Here is a 26,475-nt window from a genome sequence, read left to right as displayed (position 1 = left end):
CGGACGGGAGTTCTCGGCATCGTGCACAGGATCCGTGCGCGTTGGGCCACCCGACGCAACGAATCACGGGTGACGGCTGGCGCCGCCGCGTGTTTCCGCCGCATTCGCCCGCGTCGAGCGCGCACCGATCGTGCGCGGCGCGCGGCCGGGTCCGGGCCTGGCGGTGGTTGCCGCCGGTGGTCGCGCTCGGGCAGGCTGAGCGGAGTCCGGTCCCTGCGCCGGCAGGACGAGGAGACCGGATGTCGAACGCCGAGCGCATCGCCGAACTCCAGCGCATCGCGTACGGGGCCGGGGCGAGCGACGCGGAGCGGCGACGCGCGATCGACGCCCTCGAGGCCGTGCGTTCGGGTGCCGTCGGCTCCGCCGACCCCGAGCCGCCGGCATCGAGCTCGCTCGGAGGCACGGCACCGGACGACGGGGCGCCGACCGCCGAGGCGGCCGGAGCGACGCCGCCCGCCGAGGGCCACGTCGACGACCCCGTCGCGGAAGATCCGGACCCCCTCGGGATCGGCGCGCTCGGGGGCGCGTCGTCGCCGTCGGTCATGCGGACCGTGGGCGTGCCGACCGCCGTCCTCGTGGGGGCGATCGCGCTCGCGATCGGGTTCAGCGCGGGCTGGGCGACGGCGTCGATCGCCGCCGCCGAACTCGTCGCCGAGGGCGTCGACGGCCAGGGCCAGGACGACGTCACGTTCCCCCTCGGGCTCGAGCCGCCCAGCACGCTCGTGGGCCCGATCGACGAGACGCCGGTGGCCGACGTGTTCGAACGCGAGCCGACGGCCGCCGACCTGGCCGTGGACCCGTCGTTCTTCGCGGCCGGCGACCTCATCCCCGAGAGCCTGCGGCTGCTCGCCACCCGGTCCGACGGCGTCGCCGTGTGGGCGGCGCGCAGCTCCTCGGGCGACCTGTGCCTGCTCCTGCGGGTCGACGAGGTGAGCGGCGGGAGCACCTGCACGGTCGATCGCATGTTCCCGTCCGAGGGCCTCGCCATGCAGACCTTCATCCAGTCGCGCGGGTTCTACGCCGTCTCGCTCGAGCCGACCGGCGACCTGCGGATCAGCGTCGAGGGCGTCCGGGCCTCGTCGGGCACCTGACGCGGGCCGAGGGCGGACGTTCGGACCCGTGGCTCGGAGCTGGCGCCCGGAGCTGGCGCCCGGAGCGGTCGCACATCCGATTCCCAACGTCGCGTCGCATGCTGGACCGGTCGGCCCGGCCGGCAGGACGACGGAGTTCCCATGCACGATGACGACGACCTCGACCAGCGGATCGCGCGGTTGCAGCGACTCGCGTACGGCGCGGACGCCTCCGATGCCGATCGTGCCGAGGCAGCGGCCGAGCTCGCCGCCCTGCGCACCGGCGGCGGCGATGGCGACCCCGACGGCCCGCCGCTCACCCCGGAGCCGTCCGCCGCCTCGGACGACGGCCGGCCCGCCGAGGCGGACCGCGCCGACCGGTCGGGCGCCGACCGCACCGGCCGCCCGACCCGATGGGGCCTGCGTCGCGTGCTCGCGTCGTCGTCGGCGGCGCTCGTCGTGGGCGTCGCGATCGGCTGGGGCGTCGGGGGCGCCATCCCGTCGTCGGAGGGAGCGGATGTCGGCGTGCCGGTGACCGAGACCGCGGCCTGGGACGTGTTCGATCGGCCGGCCACCGACGGCGACTTCGTGCGGCATCCGCCACCGCTCATCGACATCGACGCCGACGACTCGACCCGCCGGTTGCTCCTGACGCGCTCCGACGGCGTCCGGCTCGTCGCGGTGCGCACCGCGGACGGCGAGAACGCGTGCCTCATCCTCGCCCTGCCGGTGGGCCGGCCCGCGACCGCCTGCACGACGGAGGGTCGCTTCCCGCGCGAAGGCCTCCGCGCGGAGATCTCGGTGCAGGGCGTCGGCGTCTACCTCGCCGGCTGGACGCCGGACGGCCGTGCGGAGGTCAACGCCGCGGCGGCGCCCACCGGCTGACCGTCACATCCCATTCCCAACCTCCCGGCGCATGCTGGGCGACCAGACCGGCAGGACGACGGAGTTCCCATGCCCGACCACGACGACCCGGACGAGCGCATCGCCCGACTGCAGCGCGCGGCGTTCGGCGCGAACGTGCCCGACGCGGAGCGCGAGGCGGCCGCACGCGAGCTCGAGGCCCTGCGGTCCGCCGGTCCGAGCCGACCAGTGGCCGCCCCCGAGCCGACGGCCGGCGGCGAGCCCCGCGCGGAATCCCCGGCGGACCGCGCCGACGACCGCGAGCATCCGACCTCCGCGCCGTCGCGGACCACCCTCATCGCGGCGACCGCGGTCGCCCTGCTCGTCGGACTCGCCGCGGGGCTGACCGTGGATGCCGTCATTCCCGAGCCCGATGAGCCGGGCTCGGTGCCGACCTCGGAGACCGCGGCGTGGCGGGTGTTCGACGCGCCGGTGCCGAACGGCGACCGCGTCCGCTACCCGGCACCGCCCGTCGAGGTGGATCTCGACCGCGACAGCCGGCGCCTGCTCGCCGCGCGCTCGGACGGCGTCCGCGTGGTCGCGGTCCGGAGCGAGGACGGCCGGGACGCGTGCCTGGTGCTCGTCGTGCCGTCGGGTCCGTCGGCCGCGTCGTGCACGTCCGACGGCCGGTTCCCGCCCGACGGGCTCGTGGTGCGGACCGAGCAGCCGGACACGGGCACCTTCAGCGCCACGTGGGATGCGAACGGTCGCGTCTCGCTCGGCCCCGAGGAGCCGGAGGGGTCGGCGGGCTGAGCCGCCCGCGGCATCCGCCCGCTACGCGGCGTCGACCCCGACCGCGTCGTTGCGACGGTCGCGCCACGCGAGCCAGTGCTGCACGGGCGCGTCGTCGTAGTCGGGCCCCGAGATGCCGAGCGTGAACAGGCGAACGCCCGCGTCGTAGAGCGCGTCGGCGTGGTCGTCGTCGAGGCGGCCGCGCGAGAGCTCGTTCGACACGGTGATCTCGGAGACGTCGCGCCCGACCCGCTCGCCCCAGCGGGCGAGCACGTCGAGCTTGTGCGCGATCGCGTCGGGTCGCACGAACGAGTGCCAGATGTCGGCGTGCTCGGCCACGAGCCGCAGCGTCTTCTGCTCGCCCTGCCCGCCGATCATGATCGGGATCTCGCGGGTCGGACCGGGGTTCAGCTTCGCCCAGCGCGCCTTCACCCGCGGGAGGGCCTCGGCCAGGTCGTCGAGCCGGGAGCCGACCGTGCCGAACTCGTAGCCGTACTCGTCGTAGTCGCGCTCGAACCAGCCAGACCCGGTGCCGAAGATGAAGCGACCGGTGTCGCCGCCCTTCGCGCTGATGTGGTCGAGCGTGCGGGCCATGTCGGCCTGCAGGTCGGCGTTGCGGTACGAGTTGCAGTTGACGAGCGTGCCGAACTCGACGCGCTCGGTCTGCTCGGCCCACGCGCCGAGCATGGTCCACGCCTCGAAGTGCAACCCGTCGCGGTCGCCGGAGAGCGGGAAGAAGTGGTCCCAGTTGAAGACGACGTCGACGCCGAGGTCCTCCATGCGCAGCACCGCGTCGCGGATCTGCCCGTAGGTCGCGTGCTGGGGCTGCAGCTGGATGCCCAGGCGGGCGGGTGCGGTGAGGCTCATGGTTCGAGCGTAGGTCGGCGGTGAGCGGCATCCCACCGTGTCAGCCGAGGGCGAACGGATGCCGCGGCGCCGGCGCGGGGCGCCGCGGCATCCGGGGAGCGGGAGCTACCCCTGCGCTCGCTCCCTCGTCGGCACCGCCGGAGCGGTGGCCGGGTCCGCAGCGGCGTCCGCGCTCCCCTCGTCGACGGCCGCCTCCTCGCGGAGGTCGAGCATCGGCACCGGGCGGCGGAACCCGCGCGTGACGAAGCCGAGCAGCACCAGGCCGAGGGCGAGCCAGATCAGGCCGACGACGAACGTGCGACCCGACAGGCTGGTCCAGAGCCACACCGTGAGACCGAAGCCGATGAGCGGCAGCACGAGGTTGCTCACGACGGCCGCGCCGGAGCGCTCACGACGGTCGATGAAGTAGTGCTTCACGACCGTGAGGTTCACGACCGAGAAGGCGATCAGCGCGCCGAAGCTGATCATCTCGACGAGGAGGCCCAGGTCGATGACGACGGCGAACAGCGAGATCGCCGAGACGACGAGGATCGCGACGACCGGCGTGCGGAACCGCTCGGACAGCCGACCGAAGACGGCCCGCGGCAGCACCCGGTCGCGGCCCATCGCGTAGAGGATGCGCGCGACGGACGCCTGCGAGGTCAGCGCCGAGCCCGTCGCCCCGGCGATGTAGGCGGCGGTGAAGAAGATCGCGAGGAACTGCCCGCCCGCGGCGCCCATGACGTCGAGCGCGGCCGAGTCGACATCCGTGAACGCGTTCGACGGGAACGCGAGCTGCGACAGGTACGAGAGCAGGATGAAGATGACGCCGGCCGCGATGGTCGTGATCATGATGGCGCGCGGCACCGAGCGCGTGGCGTCCTTCGCCTCCTCGGCGAGCGTCGAGACCGCGTCGAACCCGAGGAACGACAGGCAGAGCACCGCGGCGCCCGCGAAGAGCACCCCCGTGCCCTCCACGGTGCCGTCGCCGGTGAAGGGCGCGACCGGGTCGACCTCGCCGGTGCCGCCGATGGAGACGAGGCTCAGCACGATGAAGGCGGCGATGAACAGGGTCTGCACGGCGATGATCACGAAGTTGGCGCGCGCGACCGACAGGATCCCGACCACGTTGAGCACGGTCACGAGCGCGATGGTCGCGACGATGAAGACCCACTGCGGCACGGCGGGGAAGGCGGCGTTCAGGTAGATGCCGATCACGAGGTAGTTGATCATCGGCAGGAACAGGTAGTCGAGCATGAGCGACCAGCCGGCGAGGAAGCCGACGCCGGGCCCGAAGGTGCGCTGCGCGTAGACGTACGCCGAGCCCGCGTACGGGTAGGCGGCGGCCATCCGGGCGTACGAGCGGGCAGTGAAGAACATGGCCACGAGCGTGATCGCGTAGGCGAGCGGCACGCGCCCGCCCGTGAGCTGCGTGACGATGCCGTAGGTCGTGAACACGGTGAGCGGCACCATGTAGACGAGGCCGAACAGCACGAGCGAGGGTACGCCGAGCACGCGGCGCAGGTGCGTTCCCTCGGTGGCGGATGCCGCGTGGCCGGGCGTTCCGGCGACGGTGGTCTGTGACATCGCGGGGTGGGTCCTTTCAGGGGTGGAGCGCGACGCTGCGCTCGGATTCTGCGTGGGGGTCCGGTGCGGAGGCGGTCGGAACCGCGTCCGCCGGCGTGAGTCGTGGTGCGCCGGCGAGGTAGGTCTCGCGCACCGCGACGGCGGGCAGGTCGTGCGGGTCGACCGTGCGCGGGTCGCGCGCCAGCCGGACGAGGTCGGCGCTCGCACCGGGGACGATGCGTCCCCACGGTGCGGCGGCGTGGTCGGCGAACGCCTGGTGGGCGACCGCCGAGGTGTAGGCGCCGAGCGCGGCCTCGATCGGCACGATCTCGTGCGGGGTCCATCCGCCCGCGGGCTCGCCGTCGATCGTGCGACGGGACGCCGCGATCGCGAGCCCGTCGCGCGGGTCGCCCGACGAGACGGGCCAGTCGGAGCCGAACGCGAGGGTCGCGCCCGTACCGGCGAGCGAGCGCATCCGGTACTGGCGGTCCGACCGTTCGCGGCCGAGCCGCGGCACGGTGAGCACGGTCATGAGCGCGTCGAGCTGCGCCCAGAGCGGCTGCATGTTGGCGATGACGCCGAGCTCGGCGAACCGGGCGAGGTCGGCGTCGTCGACGAGCTGGGCGTGCGCGATGACGGGGCGGCGGTCGCGCGGGCCGTTCGCGTCGATGGCGCGCTCGATGGCGTCGAGCGCCTGGCGCACGGCCGCGTCGCCGATGGCGTGGACGTGCACCTGGAAGCCCGCGGCATCCGCTGCGCGCACCGCCTCGGCGAGGCGCTCGGCGCCCCAGACCGACATGCCGTGCGAGTGCAGGCCCGAGCAGTACGGTTCGAGCAGGGCGCCGGTCTCGTTCTCGACCACGCCGTCGGCGAAGAACTTGATCGTGTTCGCGGTGAGCAGCGGCGACCCGGCCGCCGCGACGCGGTCGCGGGCCATGGCCATCTCGGGCAGCTCGCGGAGGAACCGCCGTGGGTCGGCGTACAGCGCCAGGTTGAACCGCAGCGGCAGGGCCCCGGATGCCGCGGCGGCGAGGTAGACGTCGAGGTCGGCGGGTTCGACCCAGGCGTCCTGCACCCAGGTCACGCCGCGCTCGAGGTAGTAGCGGCCGGCTCGCTCGAGGGCGCGGACGCCGGCCTCGACGGAACGCGGCGGCATGACCGCCGTCACGAGGTCGACGGCGCCCCACTCGCGGAGGGTGCCGAGGGGCGTGCCGTCCTCGCGGCGCGGGATCCCGCCGAGTTCGGGCTCGGGCGTCGCGGCGTCGATGCCGGCGAGCTCGAGCGCCCGCGAGTTGACCCACACCGTGTGGTAGTCCCAGGCGCGCAGGAGGACCGGCCGGTCGGCGACCGCGTCGTCGAGCCATCGCGCGTCGAAGAGGCCCTGCTCGGCGAGGCTGCCGTCGTACGACGCGCCGGTGATCCACTCGAGTTCGGGGTGCGCCTCGGCGTACCGGCGCACCTCCGCGACGATCTCCTCGACCGACCGGCAGGAGCGCACGTCGGGCCCGTCGGCCTCGAGCCCGCCGAACATCGGGTGGGCGTGCCCGTCGCCGAACGACGGCATGAGGAACTCACCCTCGAGGTCGATGCGCTCCACCTCGCCGGCAGCGGATGCCGCGGCCTCCGCCGCCGCGCCCACCGCGACCACCACGCCGTCGCGCACGAGCAGGGCGCGCTCGTCGCCGCCTCCGGCACCGGTCCACACCGTGCCGCCGTGGAAGAACGTCGTCGTCACCGCACCTCGTCTCGTCGGGGTCGTTCGCCGGACGTCGCGGACCGCGGCATCCGTTTACGAACAGTGTTCGTGTTTGCGTGCGGTCACGTTACACTCCGGAGCACGGCGACGGAAGACCCCGGGAGGGATTCGTGACACGGCTGAAACGCGAACAGCTCATCAGCGCCGCGCTCGACCTCGTCGACGAGGAGGGCGGCGACGCCCTCACCATGCGCTCGCTGGCCGCGCGGGTCGACCGGCAGGTGTCGTCGCTGTACAACCACGTGGGCAGCCGTGCCGAGCTCATCGAACTCGTCCGGGCGCGGATCGTCGAGGGCATCGACGTCTCGGCCTTCGGGGTGCACCCGTGGGATGCCGCCCTCGAGGCCTGGGCGCGCTCGTACCTCACCGCGTTCGCCGCCCACCCGAACGTCATCCCGCTGCTCGCGACCACCCCGATCCGCGACCGATCCACCCTCGAGATGTACGAGACCGTCGTGGGCTCCCTGCTCGAGGGCGGGTGGTCGACGCGCGACGCGGTCGCGGTCATGCGCACCGTCGAGGCGCACGTGCTCGGCTCGGCGCTCGACATCGTCGCCCCGGGCGACCTGCTCACGCAGGCGTCGGTGCCCGTCGAGCTCGCGTCGCTCCGCTCGGCCCTCGACCCGGAGCACGCCGACGCCTCGGGCGCCGAACGCGCGTTCCGCCTCGGCCTCGACGCGCTCATGCACGGCCTGCGCGCCCGGCACGCGCGCGCGGGCAGCGCCTGACGCGTCGCCGCCGAGCGCGCGGGCGATCACGAACGTGCAACACCGCGCACGAAAGCCGCGCCGGGTCGTGTCGCGGCGCAACGAACGGTCGTACACTCCCCACATGGACAACCTCGACCGCGCCATCCTCGACCTGCTCCGGCAGAACGCCCGGGCGGGGTACGGCGACATCGGGTCCTCGGTGGGCCTGTCCGCCTCCGCCGTGAAGCGCCGCGTCGACAAGCTCGTCGCCGACGGCGTCATCAAGGCGTTCACCATCCAGGTCGACCCAGCCGTCGACGGCATGAGCACGGAGGCGTACGTCGAGCTGTTCTGCCGCGGCACCGTCGCTCCGGACGAGCTCCAGCGGATCCTGCAGAACGTCCCCGAGGTGGTCTACGCGGGCACCGTCACCGGCAGCGCCGACGCCATCGTCCACATGCGGGCCCGCGACATCACCTCGCTCGAGGACGCCCTCGAGCGCGTGCGCATCGCCCCGAACGTCGACCACACGCGCAGCGCCATCGTGCTGTCGCGGCTCGTCAACCGGAACCGCGACTGACGCCCGCCGGCATGCGGTTCACGGTCGACGGCGACTCGGGCACCCCGCCCTACGAGCAGCTGCGCATGCAGGTCGTCGACGCCGTGCGCGACGGCCGGCTCCCCGCCGGCGCCAAGCTGCCCACGGTGCGCGCCCTCGCCGAGGAGCTCGGCCTGGCCGTCAACACCGTCGCGCGCGCCTACAAGGAGCTCGAGGCCGACGGCGTGGTCGAGGGTCGCGGGCGGGCCGGCACGTTCGTGCTCGCAACCGGCGACCCGGTCGAGCAGGCGCTGCAGGCCGCGGCATCCGTCTACGCCGACGCGGTCGGCCGGCTGGGCGTCGCCGCACCCGAGGCGCTCGCCGCGGTCGAACGGGCGCTCCGCTCGCGGTCGGCGACCGGCTAGCGCGCGGTCAGCCGGCGGCCTCGGCGGGCGCCGGGATCGGCTCCTTCGGCAGCTTGCGCACCTTCTGCCGGCGCCGCCGCCGCTCGGGGATCATCGAGCGCATCTCCTCGAGCTTGCCGAAGCACAGCAGCCGGTCCTCGGCCTCGAGCACGACACCCTTGCGCGGGTTCGGGATCACCGTCGTACCGCGGTGCACCGTGAGCACCGTGATGTCCCGGTCCCACAGCCCCGACTCGCCGAGCGTCGTGCCGACGAGGTCGGCCGCGCCGTGCACGACGAGCTCGGCCACGCCGTAGCCCGTCGAGACGGTGAGGCGCTGGCGCACGTCGATCTCGGGGAACGCGACCTGGTTGGCGATGTAGTCGATGATGGCGCCCGCGACATCCAGGTTCGTCGCCGTCTCGATGCCCTGCAGGCCGGGTGACGAGTTGACCTCCATCACGAGCGGACCCTCGTTGCCCTCGAGCATGTCGACGCCGGCGACCTTGAGGCCCATGATCTGCGCCGAGCGCACGGCCGCCTGCTCGTACTCGGGCGTGAGCTCGACGGCGGCCACGGTGCCGCCCCGGTGCACGTTCGAGCGGAACTCGTCGCCCGCCGCGCTCCGCCGCATGGCGGCCACGACGCGGTCGCCCACGACGAGGGCACGGATGTCGCGCCCGCGGCTCTCCTTGATGAAGCTCTGGATCAGCACGTTCTGCTTCGTCGAGTGCAGCGTCTCGATGATCGCCTCGGCGACCTTCACCTCGGGGGCGAGGATGACGCCGATGCCCTGCGTGCCCTCGAGCAGCTTGATCACGACGGGCGCACCGCCGACGCGCTCGATGGCGGGGCGCAGGTCGGCGCGGTTGCGCACGAACGTCGTGGCGGGCATGCCGATGTTGTGACGCGAGAGGATCTGCGTCGCGCGGAGCTTGTCGCGCGCGTTCGTGATGCCGTTCGCGGTGTTGGGCGTGTAGACGTCCATCTGCTCGAACTGGCGCACCACGGCCGTGCCGAAGTACGTGATCGAGTTGCCGATGCGGGGCAGGATCGCGTCGTAGTCCGACAGCTGCCGGCCGCGGTACTGCAGGTCGGGTTCCGGGCCGGACAGGTCGATGCCGAAGCGGAGCGTGTTCAGCACCTTGACGTCGTGACCGCGCTGCTGCGCTGCAGCACGGAGACGCTGGGTCGAATAGGCGTGGGGCGCGCGCGACAGGATCGCGAGTTTCATGGGGTGGTCCCTGCGAAGATGGTTCGGATGACAGAGCCCACCCATTCAAGCACCATCGCCGGATGGCGCGAGTGGGTGCGCCTGCCCCAGGCCGACGTCGAGTGGATCAAGGCCAAGCTCGACACGGGCGCGCGCTCGTCGGCGCTGCACGCGTTCGACGTCGAGGAGTTCACGCGGGACGGCGTCGACCGGGTCCGGTTCGGCATCCACCCGTGGCAGGACACCGACCAGGACGCCGCGACGGTCGAACTGCCGGTGCACGACCGCCGCGTGGTGCGCAGCTCGACGGGCCACACGCAGGAGCGGATCGTGGTCCTCATGGACCTCGTGCTGCTCGGCCGCGCAGTGACCGCCGAGGTGACGCTCACGAACCGCGACGAGATGGGCTTCCGCATGCTCATCGGCCGCGAGGCGCTGCGCAACGGGTTCCTCGTCGACGCCGGCCGGTCCTTCGTCGGCGGGCGGGCGCCGCGTGCCATCCGTCGCCGCAACCGCGGTCGCGTCTAAGCGGCCGCCAGCTCTCCCTCGAGCCGCGCCACGTCCTCCGCCCGGCACAGCTCCGTCGCCGGCAGCATCGCCGTCGCACTGCCCGCGGCGACCGCGGTCCGGAACGCGTCCGCGAGCGGGCGCCCCTCGGCGAGCCGCAGCACGAGCCCGGCCAGGAACGAGTCGCCTGCGCCCACCGCGCTCGCGACCTCCACGCGCGGGGTCGCGAGCCGGAGCGTCTCCCCCTCGCTCACGAGGATCGCGCCGCGGCCGCCGAGCGTGAGCGCCACGATGCGCGACCGCCCCGCCGCGACGAGCGACCGGGCGGCGTCGACCATCGCCGCGTCATCGAGTTCGCCGTGCGCGCCGACGAGCTCCGCGAGTTCGTCGCGGCTGGGCTTGATCAGGTGCACGCCCGCGTCGAGCGCGGCCGCGAGCGCCGGCCCCGAGGCATCCACCACCAGCCGGATGTCGTGGTCGGCCGAGATGCGCGCGAGCATCGCGTAGAAGTCGTCGGGCACGCCCGGCGGGAGGCTGCCGCTCGCGATGAGGAACCCGCCGACGGGCAGGTGGTCGGCGACGACCGAGAGGCACGCGCGCCACTCCGGCTCGCGCAGCGTCGGCCCCTGGAGCACGAACCGGAACTGCTCGCCCGTCGCGAGCTCGTCGACGGTGAAGCTCTCGCGGGTGTTCCCCGCGATGGTGACGACGCGCCCGATGATGCCCGCCTGCTCGAGGAACCCGCGATACGCCTGGCCGGTGGGCCCGCCCAGCGGGTACACCGCGATCGAGTCCCCGCCGAGGTTCCGGATGGCGCGGCTCACGTTCACGCCGCCGCCGCCCGGGTCGAACCGGCTCGGGCCGCACCGCAGCTTGTGCTCGGGCATCACCCGTTCGACCGTGCTCGACACGTCGAGCGCGGGGTTCATGGTCAGCGTGACGATCGGCGCGTGCACGGACATGCCCCGAGCCTACGGCGACCGCTTCCGACGTGCTCGGAGCACGCACTCGAGCGCAACGGAACCGGGTTCCGCCGACGGAACCACGTCGGTCCCCGGTTCGAGCGGCGGAACCTCGTTCGAACGGGACCCGGGGACGGGATGGGGGCGGCCGCTCGCGCGACCGCCCCCCTCGTGGCATCCGTTCGAGACGCCCTAGATGACGCCGTCGGAGATCGTCGTCGGGTTGCCGAACCGGTGGTTGGTGATCGAGATGGCCTGCTCGTGCAGGAACGGCAGCAGCTCGACCCGGCCCGACGGGGTCACCGGGTGCGCCCACACGGCGAGGTCGGGCGTGCCGTTCGTCGCGTCGGCGAGCGCCGCGGCCGAGCCGCCGACCAGGCGCACGCGCGAGGTCGTGATCTCGCCCTTGGCGGCGCGCGCCAGCCACCCAGCGTCGCCCTCGCGCACCACGCGGATGTCGCGGGCCGCGAGGATCGCCCGCACCCCCTTGGGCAGCTCGTGGGCGGTCGAGACCTCGAGCTTCGACTTGGCGAGCAGGCCCGCGGCGATCACGCGGAGGCCGTCGGCGAGGGTCGCGTCCTCGCCGATCCGGACGGTGACGGGCAGGGGCAGGTAGCGGAACAGGTTGCGCTCCACGCCGACGCCCGAGACGTCCTTGACGGTGCCGTACTCCTCGGCCCAGGCGACCTCGTCGGAGAGGGCGCCGCGGCGCAGCACCTCGTAGGACTCGTAGTCGAGCGACGACTGCGACGCCTCGATGAGCTCCGCGACGCGCTTCTCGAGGCCGCGCAGGTGGAGCGAGCGGCTGCCGTCGCCGTGGTCGGGCTGCCAGTCGCCGAGCCCGAGCAGGTAGTTCGGACCGCCCGCCTTCGCGCCGGCGCCGACCGACGAGCGCTTCCACCCGCCGAACGGCTGCCGCTGCACGATCGCGCCGGTGATCCCGCGGTTGATGTACAGGTTGCCGGCCTCGACGGTGTCGAGCCAGGTCGCGATCTCCTCGGAGTCGAGCGAGTGCAGGCCCGCGGTGAGCCCGAAGTCGACGGCGTTCTGGAAGCGGATGGCCTCCTCGAGGTCCTTGGCGTGCATGACGCCGAGCACCGGGCCGAAGAACTCGGTGAGGTGGAAGTACGAGCCGGGCTTCACGTTCGCACGGATGCCGGGCGACCAGAGGCGGTTCGTGTCATCCAGCGGCTTCGGCTCGACGAGCCACTCCTCGTCGGCGCCGAGCGTCGTGAGCGCGTGCAGCAGCTTGCCGTTCGCGGGCTCGACGATCGGGCCCATCTGGCTCGACGGGTGCTCGGGCCACCCGACGCGGAGGCTCGTCGCGGCATCCACCAGCTGGCGGCGGAACCGCTCGGACTTCGCGACCGAGCCGACGAGGATCACGAGCGAGGCGGCCGAGCACTTCTGGCCGGCGTGGCCGAACGCGCTCTTGACGACGTCGGATGCCGCGAGGTCGAGGTCGGCGGACGGCGTCACGATGATCGCGTTCTTGCCGCTCGTCTCGGCGAGCAGCGGCAGGTCCTTGCGGAACGAGCGGAACAGCTCGGCGGTCTCGTACGCGCCCGTGAGGATGACGCGGTCGACCTTCTCGTCGGAGACCAGCTTGGTGCCGAGTTCGCGCGAGCCGAGGTCGACGAGCGCGAGGAGGTCCTTCGGGATGCCGGCCTCCCACAGCGCCTCGACCATGACCGCGCCCGAGCGCTGCGACAGCTTCGCGGGCTTGATGATCACGCCCGAGCCCGCGGCGAGCGCGGCGAGCACGCCACCGGCGGGGATGGCGACGGGGAAGTTCCACGGCGGGGTGACGACGGTGAGCTTCGACGGCACGAACGTCGCGCCCTGCACGTGGTCGAGCTCGCGGGCGCGCTCGGCGTAGTAGTGCGCGAAGTCGATCGCCTCGCTGATCTCCGGGTCGGCCTCGGCGATCGTCTTGCCGGTCTCGGCGGCCATGACCTCGATGAGGCGGTCGCGGTTCGCGGCGAGCGCGAGGCCCGCACGGTGGAGGACGGCGGCGCGCTCATCACCCGACATCCGGCCCCACTCGGCGCCGTTCGCGGCGACGGCCGACATGAGCTCCTCGAGCTCGTCGGCGGTCTCGATGCGGTTGGCCTTCAGGGTGTCGATGCCGAGCGTGGAGGTGGGCACGCGCTCGAGGATGCGGCGACCCCAGTCGCGGTTCGCGGCGAGCGCCGGGTCGGTGTCGGGCTCGTTGCGGAAGCCGGGGGTGACGCCCGGGCCGGCCAGCGCGGCGGCCTCGTCGGCGTAGCCGAGCACGGGCTCGCCGTCGGAGCCGCGCGTGATGCCGAGCACCACGCTCGTCAGCGAACCCTCGTGCTGGTCGCCCGGGGCAGGGGCGCCGGTGACGGTGCCCGCGAGCTCCGCGGCATCCTTCTCGTCCCACTCGGTGCGGCGGTTCTGGGTGCGGTTCGGGCCGGGCGCGGGGTCCTCCGGGTCCTCGCCCTCGAGGGCGGCGAGCGAGGCGAGGTAGCGGTCGCGCTCGCGCTCGAACAGGGCGCGGTTCTCGCTCAGCTCGAACACGGCCGACATGAAGTTCTCCTGGCTCGCGTTCTCCTCGAGCCGGCGGATGAGGTACGCGATCGCGACGTCGAACTCCGACGGGTTCACGACCGGCGTGTACAGCAGCAGGCGGCCGACGTCGCCGCGCACCGCCGCGGCCTGGCCGGTGGCCATGCCGAGCAGCATCTCGAACTCGACGCCGTGCTCGACGCCGCGCTCCTTGGCGGTGAGCCACGCGTGGGCGACGTCGAAGAGGTTGTGGCCGGCGACGCCGAGCTTCACGGCGTCGATGCGCTCGGGGGTCATCGACCAGTGGAGGACGCGCTTGTAGTTCGTGTCGGAGTCCTGCTTGGTCGAGTACGTCGCGATCGGCCAGTCGTGGATGGCGGCGTCGACGTGCTCCATGGCGAGGTTCGCGCCCTTGACGACGCGCACCTTGACGGGTGCGCCGCCGGCGGCACGTCGGGCGAGCGCCCACTCGGTGAGGTCCTGCATGGCGCCGAGGGCGTCGGGCAGGTACGTCTGCAGGACGATGCCGGCCTCGAGGCCGCGCAGCTGCGGCTGGTCGAGCACCTTCTTGAAGACCGCGATGGTGAGGTCGAGGTCGCGGTACTCCTCCATGTCGAGGTTGATGAACTTCGCCTGGCCGCGCGCGGCGCCCTTCGCGGCGAGCTCGTACAGCGGCGTGAGCTTCTTCACGACCTTCTCGACGGCCTCGTCGAACGACCACATCGAGAGCTGGCTGACGACGCTCGACACCTTGATCGAGACGTAGTCGACGTCGTCGCGCGCGAGGAAGTCGTAGGTGCCCTTGAGTCGGCGGTCGGCCTCCTGCTCGCCGAGCACGGCCTCGCCGAGGAGGTTGAGGTTCAGGCGGTTGCCGGTCTCGCGGAGCTTCTCGATGGCCGGGCCGAGCTTGGCGGGCGTCGCGTCGAGCACGAGGTGGCCGACCATGGCGCGGAGCACCCGGCGGGCGATCGGGATGACGATCCACGGGAACGCGGGCGCCATCGCCCCGCCCAGGCGGATGGCGGCCTTGAGGTACGCGGGCAGGAACTTCGGGGTGAGCTTCGCGACCTGCGCGAGGTTGCGACCGGCGACGCCGAGGTCCTCGGGGCGCATGACGCCGTCGACGAAGCCGACGGTGAAGGCCAGGCCGTTCGGGTCCTTCAGCACGCCGGCGAGGCGCTGGGCGGCGGGGTCGACGGGGTGGGTGCTGCTCTCGGCGAGCCAACGCTCGACGAGGGCGACGACGTGGTCGGTGCTCGGCACGACGTTCGCGAGCGTGTTCTGAGTGGTCACGACGGCGATGTCCTTCGGTCTCTGGGTAGGGGGGAGTGCGCGGGGTGGTGCGCACCCGCCGATTCCAGTGTGCGCCCGCGGCATCCGTTCAGTACAGCGAACGAATCCGATGCATACTGTTCATGTTTCCCGAATGTTCGGTGTCCGTCATCCGGCACGCCGAACCTAACCCCGCGGATGCCGCACGAGGAGGTGCCACGCGATGCTCGACGTACGCCGCCTGCGCCTGCTCGTCGAGCTCAGCCGCCGGGGCACGCTCGCCGCGGTCGCCGACGCGCTCGCGTACAGCCCGTCGTCGGTCTCGCAGCAGCTCGCGCAGCTCGAGAAGGAGGCCGGCGTCCCCCTCCTGGTGCAGGTCGGCCGCCGGGTGCAGCTCACGCCGCAGGCCGAACTGCTCGTCGGGCACGCGCAGGCCGTGCTCGAGCGGCTCGAAGAGGCCGAAGCGGATGTCGCGCGGTCGCTCACGACCGTCAGCGGCACCGTGCGCATCGCCGTGTTCCAGTCCGCGGCGCACGCCGTCGTGCCGCAGGCGCTCACCCTCCTCGCGCAGGAGCACCCGGACCTGCGCGTCGAGATCACCGAGCGCGAGCCGGAGCTCGCCCTGTTCGACGTCGCCGCACGCGACTTCGACCTCGTCGTCGCGGAGCAGTACCCGGGAACGACGAGGCCGCTGCACCCGGAACTCGACCGGGTTCCGCTCGCCCGCGACGCCATCCGCCTCGCGCTCCCGCCGCATCCGTCGTCGCGCCGCCGTGCCGCCCGCCGGGTGGACCCCGCCGCCGCCCCGGTCGACGTCGACGCGCCGCCCGGGCCGGCGCCCGCCGATCCCCCGACGCCCGGCGGCGTCCGCTCGGCTGAGGACCCGGCCGCGGCCGCGACGGGACTCGGCGCGCTGCGGAGCAGCCCCGCCGTCGAGCAGCTGCGCGGCGCGGCCTCGCTGCCCTGGGTCATGGAGCCGCGGGGCACCGCCGCGCGCCGCTTCGCCGAGCAGCTCTGCCGCGAGGCGGGATTCGAGCCCGACGTGCGCTTCGAGACGGCCGACCTCATGGGGCACATCCGGCTCATCCGCTCGGGCAACGCGGTCGGCATGCTGCCCGACCTCGTGTGGGCCGGCGAGCCCCCGAGCGTGCACCTGGCTGAGCTCCCGGGCGACCCCGAGCGCGAAGTCTTCTCGTCGACCCGGCGGGCGTCGGCCCGGCGCCCGGCCGTCCTCGCCGCGCGCGACGCACTCGCCCGCGCCGCGGCGCGCAGCGACCGCCCGGATGCCGCGACCCCCTGAGGCCGGCGGCCCGGGCGCTCAACCCGGCTCGTGCATCCACGGCGTGTGGCTGACGCCGACGAGCAGCCCCTCGGGGCTCTGCAGCCGCGACGTGGTCTGCCCCCACGGCTCCTCGTGCGCCTCCACGAGGATCTCGAGGCCCTTGGCCCGCAGCTCCTCCACCGCCGGCGCGACCGCCTCGGGCGAGGCGACGTCGAACTCGATCCACGCCTGCGGCACCGGCCGGTCGGCCGGCCACTCGGCCGTGCCGAACGTCGCCTCGGCGGCCTGGTCGAGCGGCCAGATCGCGAACGCCCGGGCACCCGCGACCTCCTCGGTGTGGAAGTAGCGCGGCGCGTTCTCGTGGAACGGGATGCCGAGCGCGCCGGCCCAGAAGTCGTGCGAGGTCGAGTCGACGGTGCCGATCGGGCCGAACCCGGCGATGAAGGCGAAGTCCATGCGGCCATTCGACCGCGGGCCCCCGACACCCGCAAGGGTCACCCGGCGGCGGCCGCCGCGAACCGGGCCGACTGCGCGCGGAGGTACTCGTGCAGCTCGGGCGGCCCCTCGACGCGGTATCCGGCGCCCTCGGGCACCCAGAGCAGCGCGGCCGCCACCGCCGCGACCGACTCGCCCTCGATCGGCCAGACCGATCCGGCGCCATCCGCCGATGCCACCGCGTCGCGGGCCCACCAGCCGAGCCGCGACCGCAGCTCCGCGAGCGGCATCGCCACGTGCAGGGTCGCCCGCACGGTGGTCTCGCGCCAGCGCACCGCCTGCTGCACTCGCTCGAGGGCCTGCTCGTCGGTGAGCGGCCTCGGTGTGAAGCGCACACGGGTCGGGAACACGTCGCCGACGCGGTCGAGGCGGAACGTGCGCCAGTCGTCGCGGTCGCGATCCCACGCGAGCAGGTACCAGCGCCGACCGAGCGGCACCAGCCGGTACGGCTCGATCGATCGGGCGGATGCCGCGCCCGTGGCATCCGTGTACGTCATGCGCACGCGCTCGGCGTCGCGGCAGCAGAGGGCGAGCAGTCCGAGCAGTTCGCTGTCGACGGATGGCGCCGCCTGGCCGCCGCCTGGACCGGAACCGCCGCCGCCCGCGGGCCCCAGGGGCGCCGCCACCGACTGCATGGCCTCGATGCGCCGCCGAAGTGCGGGCGGCAGCACCTGCTCGAGCTTCGCGAGCGCGCTGAGCGTCGTGTGCTCGGCGCCGCGCAGCCCGGCCGCCGCCTGCGACCTGAGCCCGACCGCGATTGCGACGCCCTCGTCGTCGGTCAGCAGCAGCGGCGGAAGCCCGGTGCCGGCCTGGAGCCGGTAGCCGCCGGCGACGCCGCGGGTCGACTCGATCGAGTACCCGAGCTCGCGCAGCCGCTCGACGTCCCGGCGCAGGGTGCGCTCGGACACCTCGAGGCGATCGACGAGTTCGCGCGCCGTCCAGTGACGGTGGCTCTGCAGGAGCGAGAGCAGGTCGAGGGTGCGGGTGGTGGTCGCGGCCATGGGTCGATTCTCCTCGAATTCAGGACAGGAACTGACCGGATGCCTCGAGAGGCTCGAGGCATGACCAACCAGATGATCACGGCGCGGGGCCTCACCAAGACGTTCCGCGCGAAGGGCCAGGAGGTCGCGGCCGTGCAGGGCGTCGACCTCTCCGTCGCCGAGGGCGAGCTCGTGGCGTTCCTCGGACCGAACGGCGCCGGCAAGTCGACCACCGTGCGCATGCTCACGACGCTGCTGCCGCCGACCGCGGGCGACGCGGTCGTCGCCGGAAGCGACATCCGCCGTGACCCCGCCGGGGTGCGGCGCCGCATCGGCTACGTCGGCCAGGGCACCTCCGGCGGGCACACGCAGCGGGTGCGCGACGAGCTGCACGCGCAGGGCGCGTTCTACGGCATGGGCCGGCGCGAGACCCGCGCGCGGGCCGCGGAGCTCATCGACTCGCTCGAGCTCGGGCAGGTCGCGAACCGGCAGGTGCAGTCGCTGTCCGGCGGTCAGAAGCGGCGCGTCGACATCGCACTCGGACTCATCCACCGGCCCGAGCTGCTCTTCCTCGACGAACCGTCCACGGGCCTCGACCCGCACAGCCGCGCCAACCTGTGGGAGCACATCGTCGACCTCCGCCGCGAGACGGGCACGACCATCTTCCTCACCACCCACTACCTCGACGAGGCCGACCAGCTCGCCGAGCGCGTCATGGTCATGGACGAGGGACGGGTCATCGCCGACGACACCGCGCCCGCCCTCAAGCAGCAGCTCGCGGGCGACCGCGTGACGCTCGCGTTCGGGTCGGCGACGGATGCCGCGGCCGCGGCCGCTCGCGTCGGCGGCGAGTCGCACGGGGCCATCGTCACGGTCACCGCCCCGGACGGCGACCGGGCGCTCCCCCGCTGGATCCGCGAGCTGGCCGACGCCGGACTCGACGTGCACGCCGCGACCCACCGACCGCCGACGCTCGACGACGTGTTCCTCACCCTCACCGGGCGGAGCCTCCGCGAAGAGGGCGCCGCCGCATGACCCCGCTGGTCGAGTCGGACGCGAAGCGCCCGTATCGAGACCCCGCTGGTCGAGTAGGACGCGAAGCGCCCGTATCGAGACCCACGATCGAAAGGACCCCTCCCATGGACACCATCACCACCGACGCCGCCACCGCGGCGCCGCGCCCGGCCGACGCCCGCCCCGCGGCATCCGTCGCCCGCCCCACCGGATTCGCCCGCGACACCGCCGCCGTCTTCGTGCGGGAGTCGCGCCCGCTCGTGCGCGACCCGTTCAGCGTCGTGTTCTCGCTCGTGCAGCCGCTCGTGTTCCTCGGGCTGTTCGGGCCGCTCCTCGTCGGCGCGGCCGGCGGCGACGTCGCGGGCACCCTGCAGTGGTTCGTGCCCGGCATCCTCGTCATGGTCGCGCTGTTCGGCACCGCGGCGACCGGCTCGAACCTGCTCTTCGAGATGCAGACGGGCTCGCACGAGCGCACCCTCGTCGCCCCGCTCTCGCGCGGCGCGCTCCTCGTCGGCCGCGCGCTGAAGGACGTCGTGCCGCTCGTCATCCAGGGCACCATCGTGGTGCTCGTCGCGGTCCCGTTCGGGTTCCGGCTCGACGTGCCGGGCCTGCTCGTCGGCCTCGCCGTGCTGGCCGTGTTCGGCGTCGGGCTCGGTGCGCTGAGCTACACGCTCGCGCTCGCCTGCCGCAACCGGGACTGGATGTTCTGGATGGTGCACCAGACTCTGCTGTTCCCGCTTATGATCCTCTCGGGCATGCTGCTGCCGCTCGACGAGGGTCCGGCGTGGATGCGGGTCGCTGCGGCGGTCAACCCGCTGAGCTACGTGGTCGACGCCGAGCGGGCGCTGCTCGCGGGCGAGTTCGGGGACCCGTCGATCCTCGGCGGCGTGCTCGCGGCCGTCGCGACCTGCGCGGTCGGGCTCACCCTCGGGGTGCGCGCCATGCGCCGCGCCCGCTGACGGCACGGAGGATCCCGGCGGCGGTCCGGGATCCTCCCGTTCGTCTACGCTCGATGGATGCCCGACGCAGCGCAGCCGACCTCCGTCTTCCCCTCGCCCGCCCACGACCAGGGCGCTGCCCAGGACCACGACGTCGTCATCGTCGGCGGGGGCCACAACGGCCTCACCGCCGCGGCCTACCTCGCCCGCGCCGGCAAGCGCGTGCTGCTGCTCGAGCGCGACGACCACCTCGGCGGCGCCGCGGTCTCCGCGCAGGCGTTCGACGGCGTCGACGCACGCCTCAGCCGCTACTCGTACCTCGTGAGCCTGCTCCCCCAGCGCATCGTCGACGACCTCGGTCTCGACGTCCGGCTGGTGCGCCGCCGGTTCTCGTCGTACACGCCCGACCCGCGCGACCCGAGCCGTGGCCTCCTCGTCGACGTCGAAGCGGATGCCGCAGCCGCCCGCGACGCGTTCGCCCGGGTGGGCGCGGCCGATGACGCCGACGCGTGGCAGGCCTTCTACGCCGACACCGCGCGCGTCGCCGAGGCGCTCTTCCCGACGCTCACCGAGCCGCTGCCGACGCGCGACGAGGCGCGTGGGCTCGTCGGCGACGACCGCGTGTGGACGGACCTCGTCGAGCGCCCGCTCGGCGAGACCGTCGACGCGCGCTTCGCCGACGACCTCGTCCGCGGCGTCGTCGCGACCGACGGCCTCATCGGCACCTTCACCGACCTCGGCGACGCGTCGCTCGACGCGAACCGCTGCTTCCTGTACCACGTCATCGGCGGCGGCACGGGCGACTGGGACGTCCCCGTCGGCGGCATGGGCGCCGTCTCCGGCGAGCTCGCCCGGGCCGCACGCGAGGCCGGCGCGAGCCTCCGCACCGAGGCCGAGGTCACCGCGATCGACCCCGACACCGGCGAGGTCCGCTGGGTCGAGGCGGGCAGCGAGCGGATGGCGCGTGCGCACGTCGTCCTCGCGAACGTCGCCCCCGTCGTGCTCGACCGGCTGCTCGCGGCATCCGCTTCGCCCGACCGGACCGCCGCCGCACCCGGCGCGACCACCGCCGACGGCCCGGCCTCGATCGCCCCCCGCGACGAGCGCCCCACCACCACCGACCCCGAGGTCCCCCTCGACGAGTACGCGCGCCGCCGCGTCGAGCGCCTCGGCATCCCCGAGGGCGCCCAGGTGAAGGTCAACCTGCTGCTCACGCGCCTGCCCCGCCTCCGCGACGAGCAGGTCGCGCCCGAGCAGGCGTTCGCCGGCACGTTCCACATCAACGAGCTCGGCTCGCAGCTCGCCGAGGCCTACGCGAGCGCCGCCGGCGGGGTCCTGCCCGACCCGCTGCCGTGCGAGATCTACTGCCACACGCTGAGCGACCGCAGCATCCTCGGCCCCGAGCTGGCCGACTCCGACGCGCAGACGCTCACGGTCTTCGGCCTGCACGTGCCCGACCGCCTCGTCGACCGGTACGGCAACGACGAGCTGCGCGACCTCCTCCGCGACGCGGTGCTCGCGTCGCTCGACTCCGTCCTCGCCGAGCCGATCGCCGACGTGATCGCGACGGATGCCGCAGGCCGCCCCTGCATCGAGGTGAAGACGACCCGCGACCTCGAGGAGGCGCTCGGCATGCCCGGCGGCAACATCTTCCACGGGCCGCTCTCGTGGCCGTGGGCGGAGCCCGACGCGCCGCTCGCGAGCCCCGCCGAGCGCTGGGGCGTCGCGACCGCGCACGCGCGCGTCCTGCTGTGCGGTTCCGGGGCCGTGCGCGGCGGCGCCGTCAGCGGTGTCGGCGGCCACAACGCCGCGATGGCCGTGCTCGAGGGCGAGCTGCCGTGAGCGGACGCCGCGACCTCGCGCCGCGGCATCCGCTCGCCCGCGACTAGAAGACGAACATCTGGCCCAGCACGAGCACGGCGATGAAGAACGCCGCGACCACGCTGCCCACGATCAGCAGCGCGCGCGGCGACATGCGCGCGATGCCGTAGCCGACGAGCACCGGCAGCGCGAGGAGCATGAGCGTCACCACCCACCAGAACGCCTGGTAGCCCGCGCTCGTCGCGTCGGAGAGCCGCCCGGCGAACAGCTGCTGCGTGCCGGGGTTGGTCGCGAACGCGAACGCGGCGCTGAGGGGCACCGCGACCAGCGCGAACACGATGAGGCCGACGAACCACCCCCACATGTCCGGATGGCGTCCTCCGAGCCGGAGGCGGTCGTCGTCGTCATGATGCGGTGCCTGCGGGGGGTGGTGCCGGACCCGCGGCTTCGAACCGGAGCTGCCCATGCGCGTCACTCTAGCCCTGCGCTCGCACCGGGATTAGCCTGAAGCCAGGACGACACGCGGGGGGCGAAGATGACCAGCATCCGACCGACCGGCCACTACACGCAGAAAGCCGACGGGTTGTACCTCCAACTCGATCGCCTGTTCCGTGCCCCGATCGAGGAGATCTGGTTCTCGCTGACGAACCCCACGGCGCTGAACGGGTGGATCGGCACCTACACCGGCAGCCCGTCGACGGGTGCCGTGCGGTTCCGCATGGGCGCCGAGGGTGCCGAGGCGCCCTGGCAGGACGTCAGCATCCTCGAATGCGCCCCGCCGCACCGCGTGCACCTCGACATCGACCAGGGCGAGGACGCACCGCCGTGGCGGCTGCTCGTGCACCTCAACGAGGGCAGCGGCCTCACGACGCTCACGCTCGCGCACCGGCTTCCCCCGGGCGAGGACGTCGGCAGCCTCGGCGCCGGATGGGACTACTACCTCGACCGCCTCACGGCGGCGCGCGCGGGCGACCCGCTGCCCGACTGGGACCGCGACGGGTACCTCGACACGCTCGGGCCGCACTACCGCGACCTCCGGATCCCGGCCGCGTAGGCCGCCCGGTGAGCATCGAGCGCAGGCCGGGCGGTCGGCCCGGTCGCGCCGTCATCCGTTCGCGAGCCCGGAACGGGCGGGCGGTCAGCCCCGATTCGCCCCGACCGACCGAGGAGCTGTTCGCGCACCACCCGGTGGTGTGGGGCTTCCGCGTCGCGCTGGGCCTCCTCGCGGCGGCGCTGCTCGCCCTCGTCGTCGTCAACCTCAGCGACGTGCTGCTGTCGGTGTTCATCGCCGCGTTCGTCGCCCTCGGGCTCGATCCGCTCATCCGCTGGTTCGAACGTCGGGGGATGTCGCGGCCGACCGCCATCGTGACGGTGCTCATCCTGTTCATCGCGGTCGTGGTGGGCATCGTGTGGATCCTCATCCCACCCGTCGTCGCCCAGGCGACCGCACTGATCACCAACCTGCCGTCGCAGCTGCGCGGCCTCGAGGACTCCGGATGGTTCGAGCGGGTCAACGAGACCACCAACGGGCTCGCCGCGACCCTCGCGAACGGCATCGGCGACATCCTCTCCGACCCGAACACGTGGGCGACGATCGGCGGCGGGGCGCTCGCGTTCGGCGCCAGCATCCTCAACGCGGTGTCGACCGGGTTCTTCGTCGTGGTGCTCTCGATCTACTTCATCGCCACGCTCGACAGCTCGAAGCGCGCGATCTACACCCTCGTCGCGGCATCCGACCGGCCAGTGGTCGTGCCGCTCGCCGAGAAGATCATGCAGTCCATCGGCAAGTACCTCAGCGGCATGGTCGTGCTCGCCTTCCTGAACGCGCTGTTCTCGACGATCCTGCTCGTGCTGACCGGCAACCCGTACGCGCTGATCCTCGGCGTCATCGCGCTGTTCGTGACGCTGATCCCGCTCATCGGAACCGTGCTCACCACCGTGCTCATGACGGTCGTGTCGCTGTTCGTCTCGCCGACGGCGGCGCTCATCGTGTTCATCGCGATGCTCGTCTACATGCAGGTCGAGGCGTACATCCTCACGCCGCGCGTGATGGGCAAGGCCGTGCAGGTGCCGGGCACGATCGTGCTGATCTCGGCACTCGCGGGCGGCACCCTGCTCGGGCTGCTCGGCGCCCTCGTGGCGATCCCGATCTCGGCGGGCATCCTGCTGATCCTGCGCGAGGTCGTGGTGCCGCGGCAGGCGGTGTCGTAGGCCGGCCTCGCGGCCGTCGGCCGTGCTGCCGGTTCAGGCCCAGACGGACGGCGCCTCCGCCCGGGTCGCGGGCAGCGCGACATCCGCCCCCCAGCGCTCGATCCACTCGGGGAGCTCGTCGCTCACGGGCGGCGCGCCGAACGCCTCGATGAGTTCCGACACGGGAACCGTGCCGCCCTCCTTGCGCAGGAAGCGGGCGCGGATGAAGCCCTTCGCGTAGATCTCCGGCTCGCCGTCGGCGCCGGGGCGCACGAAGCGCTGCTCGCAGTACACCGCCTTCTCGTCGAAGCCGAGCAGCCGCGACTCGATCGTGAACCGCTGCCACGGCTCGAGCGACTTGCGGAACGTGATCGTCTCGCTCACCACCACCGGGTACCAGCGGCGCTGCCGCATGATGCGGAACACGTCGCTGCGCACGAGCAGGTCGAACCGCGCGACGTCCATGATCGAGAAGTACACGCCGTTGTTCACGTGCCGGTTGATGTCGAGGTCGGTCGGCAGCACGATGAACCGCGTGTGTGCGACGTCGTAGTGACCGAGGTCGGGCTTGCGTCGCGACAGGAAGAGCACGTGCAGCAGCGTGCGGAACAACATGTGCATAGTCCACGACTGTAGGCGCGATCCGTGGTGGATCCTCCATCGTTCGTGGTGGCGCACAGTGCGACGACGGATGCCGCGGCGCGCCGTTGTGCGCAGCCGCGAACCGCCGCCCTACGGCAGCACCGCCACCGCGAGGCTCGCCCGTTGCGCGGTGGTGTAGCCGGCCTTCTCGCCGGTGACCACGACCCTGAGGTTGCGGCCGGCGTCGCCGGGTACCGGGGTGTAAGTCGGCCCGGTTGACAGCACGGTCGTGCCGCGCATCCACTGGATGGTGAGCACATCGGGCTCAGGCGTCCACACCCCCAGGTCAACCGAGAGCTCGACGCCCACCTGCGGTGCCGGCACGATGACCGGCCGATCGGCGCGGAAGACCCCCTCCGTGACTGGCCCGCTCGGCGCGGTCACGGCGGTCGCCGCGGTGTAGCCGAGTCTGCTTCCGGTGATCTCGGCCCACAGGCGCGCACCGAGATCGTCGGCGCCGACGGTGTAGTACTCCCCCGTCGCACCGTCGATCGGGACGCCGTCGCGGTGCCACTGGTACGTCCACGCCTCCGCCGCGGGGCTCCACGCGCCGTGCACGGCACGCATTCGATCGCCGACGCGCGGCTCGGCCGCCATCCGATCCGTCTTGAGGACGGCCGACGGCGTCGCGAACGAACCTTCGGCGACCGGCGCGGTGGGACCGCTGGCCCGAACGGTCGTCCGATGCCCGTCGAGCACCCCCGTGACGACGAAGGTCAACTCGCCGCCCAAGTCGGTGCCCTTCGGCACATACCCGCGGTTCGTGGCGCCCTCGATCGGTTCGCCATCCCGGAACCACTGGAAGGTGCGGGTCGTACCGGTTGCCCAGCTGCCGAGGGTCGTGTCGAGTCGTACGCCCACCGTCGGCGAGCCCACGATCTGCGGGGTGGGCGCAGGGGCGATCTCGGGGTCGGTCGCGGGCGACACCGGGCCGACGGGCAGCGCCTCGATCCGGGTGCGGAAGTAGCCGAGCATCTGCACGGCGTCGGCGGTCGCGGTGATCTCACCGCCGACGGCGTCCGGAGGAACGACCAACGTCGGACCCACGGCGCCGAGGATCGGCTCACCGTCGAGGTACCAGGTGATGCGCCCGATCCGGGTGTCGTTCAGGCCCGGGATGTCGAACGGGTCGGCGAGGTCCGGCGCGAGGCTCAGTAGGCCGCCCTCGACGGGGTCGCCTTCGATGGCGAGCCGTTCGCCGGGCGCGGTCGTCTCGGGCGGGGCGAACGTCGCATCGATCGCGACCCATCCTCCGCCGGTCGACGGCACGTTCAAGATGTCGGCCCTCGATCGCGTCGCCTCGTACGGCCACCACTGGTCGACGCCTTCGGACACGAATCGGACCTGGTAGTTGCCCTGGGGTACGTCGTCGAAGACGTACTGACCGCGCTCGACCGTCGTCGTGCGCGCGGGCGCGCCCTGCCCGATCCGGTAGAGCTCGACGGTCGCCGACTCCGCGGCGGACTGCTGCTCGTTGAACACGACGCCGCCGAGGAACGCCGCCGAACGCGCGGCGAGGACGTTGACGTACGCCGGCTGCTCGAACGACTCGTCGCCGACCTCCACCTCGAGCACCGGGGCATCGGAGAATCCGCGCACGGGCGCGAACGGATGGTACGCGTCGATGAGGCCGCCGAGGCGACCCGGCTCGTCCGTCGCCTCCGCGCCACCGTCGGCCACCCAACCCGCCCAGGTCGGAAGGTAGCCCTCGACCGTGGCTCGCATCCGGTAGGAACCGTCGGGCAGGTCTAGCCACGTGTACTCGAAGAGGAACATGGGCCCGATGTCGACGGTCATGAGCGGCTCGGAGCCGTCGCCCGTCGCGTCGAAGACCTCGATGACCCCGGGCGGCAGCTCCTCACCGTCCGCGGGGCCGAAGAAGTCCGTCGACGCCAGCAGGACGCCTACGCCCACGTTGCCGTCCGCGGCATGAGCTGGCTGCGTCGCACCGACGCCGGCGACGACCAGCGCTGCGGTCGCGAGTGCGGCGAGGAGCCGTGTTCGTCGCGAGCCGGACTCCCGGGCGGGACGTTCGGGCATGAGCGGACCTCCATCGAGGGCCGGTCGGACGTCGGGTCGGCGTCGGCCGCTGAACCGAAGGATACTCAGCTTCGAAGGGGGAGGTT

Annotated in this window: 24 protein-coding genes; 13 read left to right on the top strand and 11 right to left on the bottom strand. The window is 73.1% G+C overall.

The genetic code is table 11. From position 1 onward, the window contains the following. The first annotated feature begins 239 nt into the window (after positions 1 to 239). From RH861_RS02435 to RH861_RS02425, 3 genes are all read left to right on the top strand, one after another. A complete protein-coding gene (locus RH861_RS02435; protein WP_310519595.1) occupies positions 240 to 1,091 on the top strand; it encodes a hypothetical protein in 852 nt (283 codons plus the stop codon). Positions 1,092 to 1,232: 141 nt separating this feature from the next. Continuing rightward, positions 1,233 to 1,955 (top strand): hypothetical protein, encoded by a 723-nt coding sequence (locus RH861_RS02430; RefSeq protein WP_310519594.1) that lies wholly within the window; start codon positions 1,233 to 1,235, stop codon positions 1,953 to 1,955. 69 nt (positions 1,956 to 2,024) lie between these two features. Continuing rightward, the gene (locus RH861_RS02425) at positions 2,025 to 2,726 is read left to right on the top strand and encodes a hypothetical protein (protein ID WP_310519593.1); all 702 of its coding nucleotides are present in this window, start codon (positions 2,025 to 2,027) and stop codon (positions 2,724 to 2,726) included. 21 nt (positions 2,727 to 2,747) lie between these two features. Here the strand turns inward: RH861_RS02425 and RH861_RS02420 are convergent, their stop codons facing one another. From RH861_RS02420 to RH861_RS02410, 3 genes are all read right to left on the bottom strand, one after another. Continuing rightward, complete coding sequence (locus RH861_RS02420) at positions 2,748 to 3,572, bottom strand: LLM class F420-dependent oxidoreductase (RefSeq protein ID WP_310519592.1); 825 nt, start codon at positions 3,570 to 3,572, stop codon at positions 2,748 to 2,750. A gap of 105 nt (positions 3,573 to 3,677) precedes the next feature. Further along, positions 3,678 to 5,138, bottom strand: coding sequence for an APC family permease (locus tag RH861_RS02415; RefSeq protein WP_310519591.1), 1,461 nt, complete (start codon positions 5,136 to 5,138; stop codon positions 3,678 to 3,680). A gap of 16 nt (positions 5,139 to 5,154) precedes the next feature. Continuing rightward, complete coding sequence (locus RH861_RS02410) at positions 5,155 to 6,852, bottom strand: amidohydrolase (protein WP_310519590.1); 1,698 nt, start codon at positions 6,850 to 6,852, stop codon at positions 5,155 to 5,157. A 131-nt stretch (positions 6,853 to 6,983) separates the two neighbouring features. On the opposite strand from RH861_RS02410, the gene RH861_RS02405 reads away from it, so the two are divergent. From RH861_RS02405 to RH861_RS02395, 3 genes are all read left to right on the top strand, one after another. Further along, complete coding sequence (locus RH861_RS02405) at positions 6,984 to 7,601, top strand: TetR/AcrR family transcriptional regulator C-terminal domain-containing protein (protein ID WP_310519589.1); 618 nt, start codon at positions 6,984 to 6,986, stop codon at positions 7,599 to 7,601. Between the two features lie 103 nt (positions 7,602 to 7,704). Continuing rightward, the gene (locus tag RH861_RS02400) at positions 7,705 to 8,142 is read left to right on the top strand and encodes an Lrp/AsnC family transcriptional regulator (RefSeq protein ID WP_067946799.1); all 438 of its coding nucleotides are present in this window, start codon (positions 7,705 to 7,707) and stop codon (positions 8,140 to 8,142) included. An 11-nt stretch (positions 8,143 to 8,153) separates the two neighbouring features. After that, the gene (locus tag RH861_RS02395; protein ID WP_067946801.1) at positions 8,154 to 8,525 is read left to right on the top strand and encodes a GntR family transcriptional regulator; all 372 of its coding nucleotides are present in this window, start codon (positions 8,154 to 8,156) and stop codon (positions 8,523 to 8,525) included. A 7-nt stretch (positions 8,526 to 8,532) separates the two neighbouring features. On the opposite strand, the gene RH861_RS02390 is transcribed toward RH861_RS02395, so the two are convergent. After that, entirely contained in the window at positions 8,533 to 9,738 is a 1,206-nt protein-coding gene (locus RH861_RS02390) for a RimK family alpha-L-glutamate ligase (RefSeq protein ID WP_310519588.1), read from the bottom strand. A gap of 27 nt (positions 9,739 to 9,765) precedes the next feature. On the opposite strand from RH861_RS02390, the gene RH861_RS02385 reads away from it, so the two are divergent. Further along, the gene (locus RH861_RS02385) at positions 9,766 to 10,245 is read left to right on the top strand and encodes an ATP-dependent zinc protease family protein (protein ID WP_310519587.1); all 480 of its coding nucleotides are present in this window, start codon (positions 9,766 to 9,768) and stop codon (positions 10,243 to 10,245) included. Here RH861_RS02385 and RH861_RS02380 read toward each other — a convergent pair. Next, a complete protein-coding gene (locus RH861_RS02380) occupies positions 10,242 to 11,186 on the bottom strand; it encodes a 1-phosphofructokinase family hexose kinase (protein WP_310519586.1) in 945 nt (314 codons plus the stop codon). The two genes, RH861_RS02385 and RH861_RS02380, sit on opposite strands and share 4 nt — an antisense overlap. A gap of 192 nt (positions 11,187 to 11,378) precedes the next feature. After that, entirely contained in the window at positions 11,379 to 15,092 is a 3,714-nt protein-coding gene (locus tag RH861_RS02375) for a proline dehydrogenase family protein (protein WP_374760942.1), read from the bottom strand. A gap of 118 nt (positions 15,093 to 15,210) precedes the next feature. Between RH861_RS02375 and RH861_RS02370 the strand changes: the two genes are divergently transcribed. Next, positions 15,211 to 16,287, top strand: coding sequence for a LysR family transcriptional regulator (locus tag RH861_RS02370; RefSeq protein ID WP_310519584.1), 1,077 nt, complete (start codon positions 15,211 to 15,213; stop codon positions 16,285 to 16,287). A gap of 18 nt (positions 16,288 to 16,305) precedes the next feature. Here RH861_RS02370 and RH861_RS02365 read toward each other — a convergent pair whose 3' ends face one another. Beyond that, complete coding sequence (locus RH861_RS02365) at positions 16,306 to 16,725, bottom strand: VOC family protein (protein ID WP_310519583.1); 420 nt, start codon at positions 16,723 to 16,725, stop codon at positions 16,306 to 16,308. Positions 16,726 to 16,763: 38 nt separating this feature from the next. Further along, complete coding sequence (locus RH861_RS02360; RefSeq protein WP_310519582.1) at positions 16,764 to 17,765, bottom strand: helix-turn-helix transcriptional regulator; 1,002 nt, start codon at positions 17,763 to 17,765, stop codon at positions 16,764 to 16,766. Between the two features lie 60 nt (positions 17,766 to 17,825). Here RH861_RS02360 and RH861_RS02355 point away from each other — a divergent pair, with 60 nt between their 5' ends. The 3 genes from RH861_RS02355 (at position 17,826) to RH861_RS02345 (ending at position 21,538) form a co-directional block, all read left to right on the top strand. Beyond that, entirely contained in the window at positions 17,826 to 18,779 is a 954-nt protein-coding gene (locus RH861_RS02355) for an ABC transporter ATP-binding protein (RefSeq protein WP_310519581.1), read from the top strand. A gap of 104 nt (positions 18,780 to 18,883) precedes the next feature. Continuing rightward, a complete protein-coding gene (locus RH861_RS02350; RefSeq protein WP_310519580.1) occupies positions 18,884 to 19,717 on the top strand; it encodes an ABC transporter permease in 834 nt (277 codons plus the stop codon). A gap of 57 nt (positions 19,718 to 19,774) precedes the next feature. Then, positions 19,775 to 21,538, top strand: coding sequence for a phytoene desaturase family protein (locus RH861_RS02345; RefSeq protein WP_310519579.1), 1,764 nt, complete (start codon positions 19,775 to 19,777; stop codon positions 21,536 to 21,538). Between the two features lie 43 nt (positions 21,539 to 21,581). Here RH861_RS02345 and RH861_RS02340 read toward each other — a convergent pair whose 3' ends face one another. After that, a complete protein-coding gene (locus RH861_RS02340; protein ID WP_310519578.1) occupies positions 21,582 to 21,983 on the bottom strand; it encodes a hypothetical protein in 402 nt (133 codons plus the stop codon). 69 nt (positions 21,984 to 22,052) lie between these two features. Between RH861_RS02340 and RH861_RS02335 the strand changes: the two genes are divergently transcribed. Continuing rightward, positions 22,053 to 22,571 (top strand): SRPBCC domain-containing protein, encoded by a 519-nt coding sequence (locus RH861_RS02335; protein WP_310519577.1) that lies wholly within the window; start codon positions 22,053 to 22,055, stop codon positions 22,569 to 22,571. A gap of 8 nt (positions 22,572 to 22,579) precedes the next feature. Next, positions 22,580 to 23,728: an AI-2E family transporter gene (locus RH861_RS02330; protein ID WP_310519576.1), complete on the top strand. Its 1,149-nt coding sequence runs from the start codon at positions 22,580 to 22,582 to the stop codon at positions 23,726 to 23,728. A 33-nt stretch (positions 23,729 to 23,761) separates the two neighbouring features. On the opposite strand, the gene RH861_RS02325 is transcribed toward RH861_RS02330, so the two are convergent. Continuing rightward, positions 23,762 to 24,328 (bottom strand): acyl-CoA thioesterase, encoded by a 567-nt coding sequence (locus RH861_RS02325; protein ID WP_310519575.1) that lies wholly within the window; start codon positions 24,326 to 24,328, stop codon positions 23,762 to 23,764. A 111-nt stretch (positions 24,329 to 24,439) separates the two neighbouring features. Continuing rightward, the gene (locus RH861_RS02320; RefSeq protein WP_310519574.1) at positions 24,440 to 26,389 is read right to left on the bottom strand and encodes a carboxypeptidase regulatory-like domain-containing protein; all 1,950 of its coding nucleotides are present in this window, start codon (positions 26,387 to 26,389) and stop codon (positions 24,440 to 24,442) included. Between the last annotated feature and the right edge of the window lie 86 nt (positions 26,390 to 26,475).

Origin of the sequence: Agromyces indicus (genome assembly GCF_031432295.1) — a bacterium.
Taxonomy (GTDB): Bacteria; Actinomycetota; Actinomycetes; order Actinomycetales; family Microbacteriaceae; genus Agromyces; species Agromyces indicus.
Note: the sequence above shows the minus strand (reverse complement) of the source record. Positions and strands in the feature narration are given on the sequence as shown.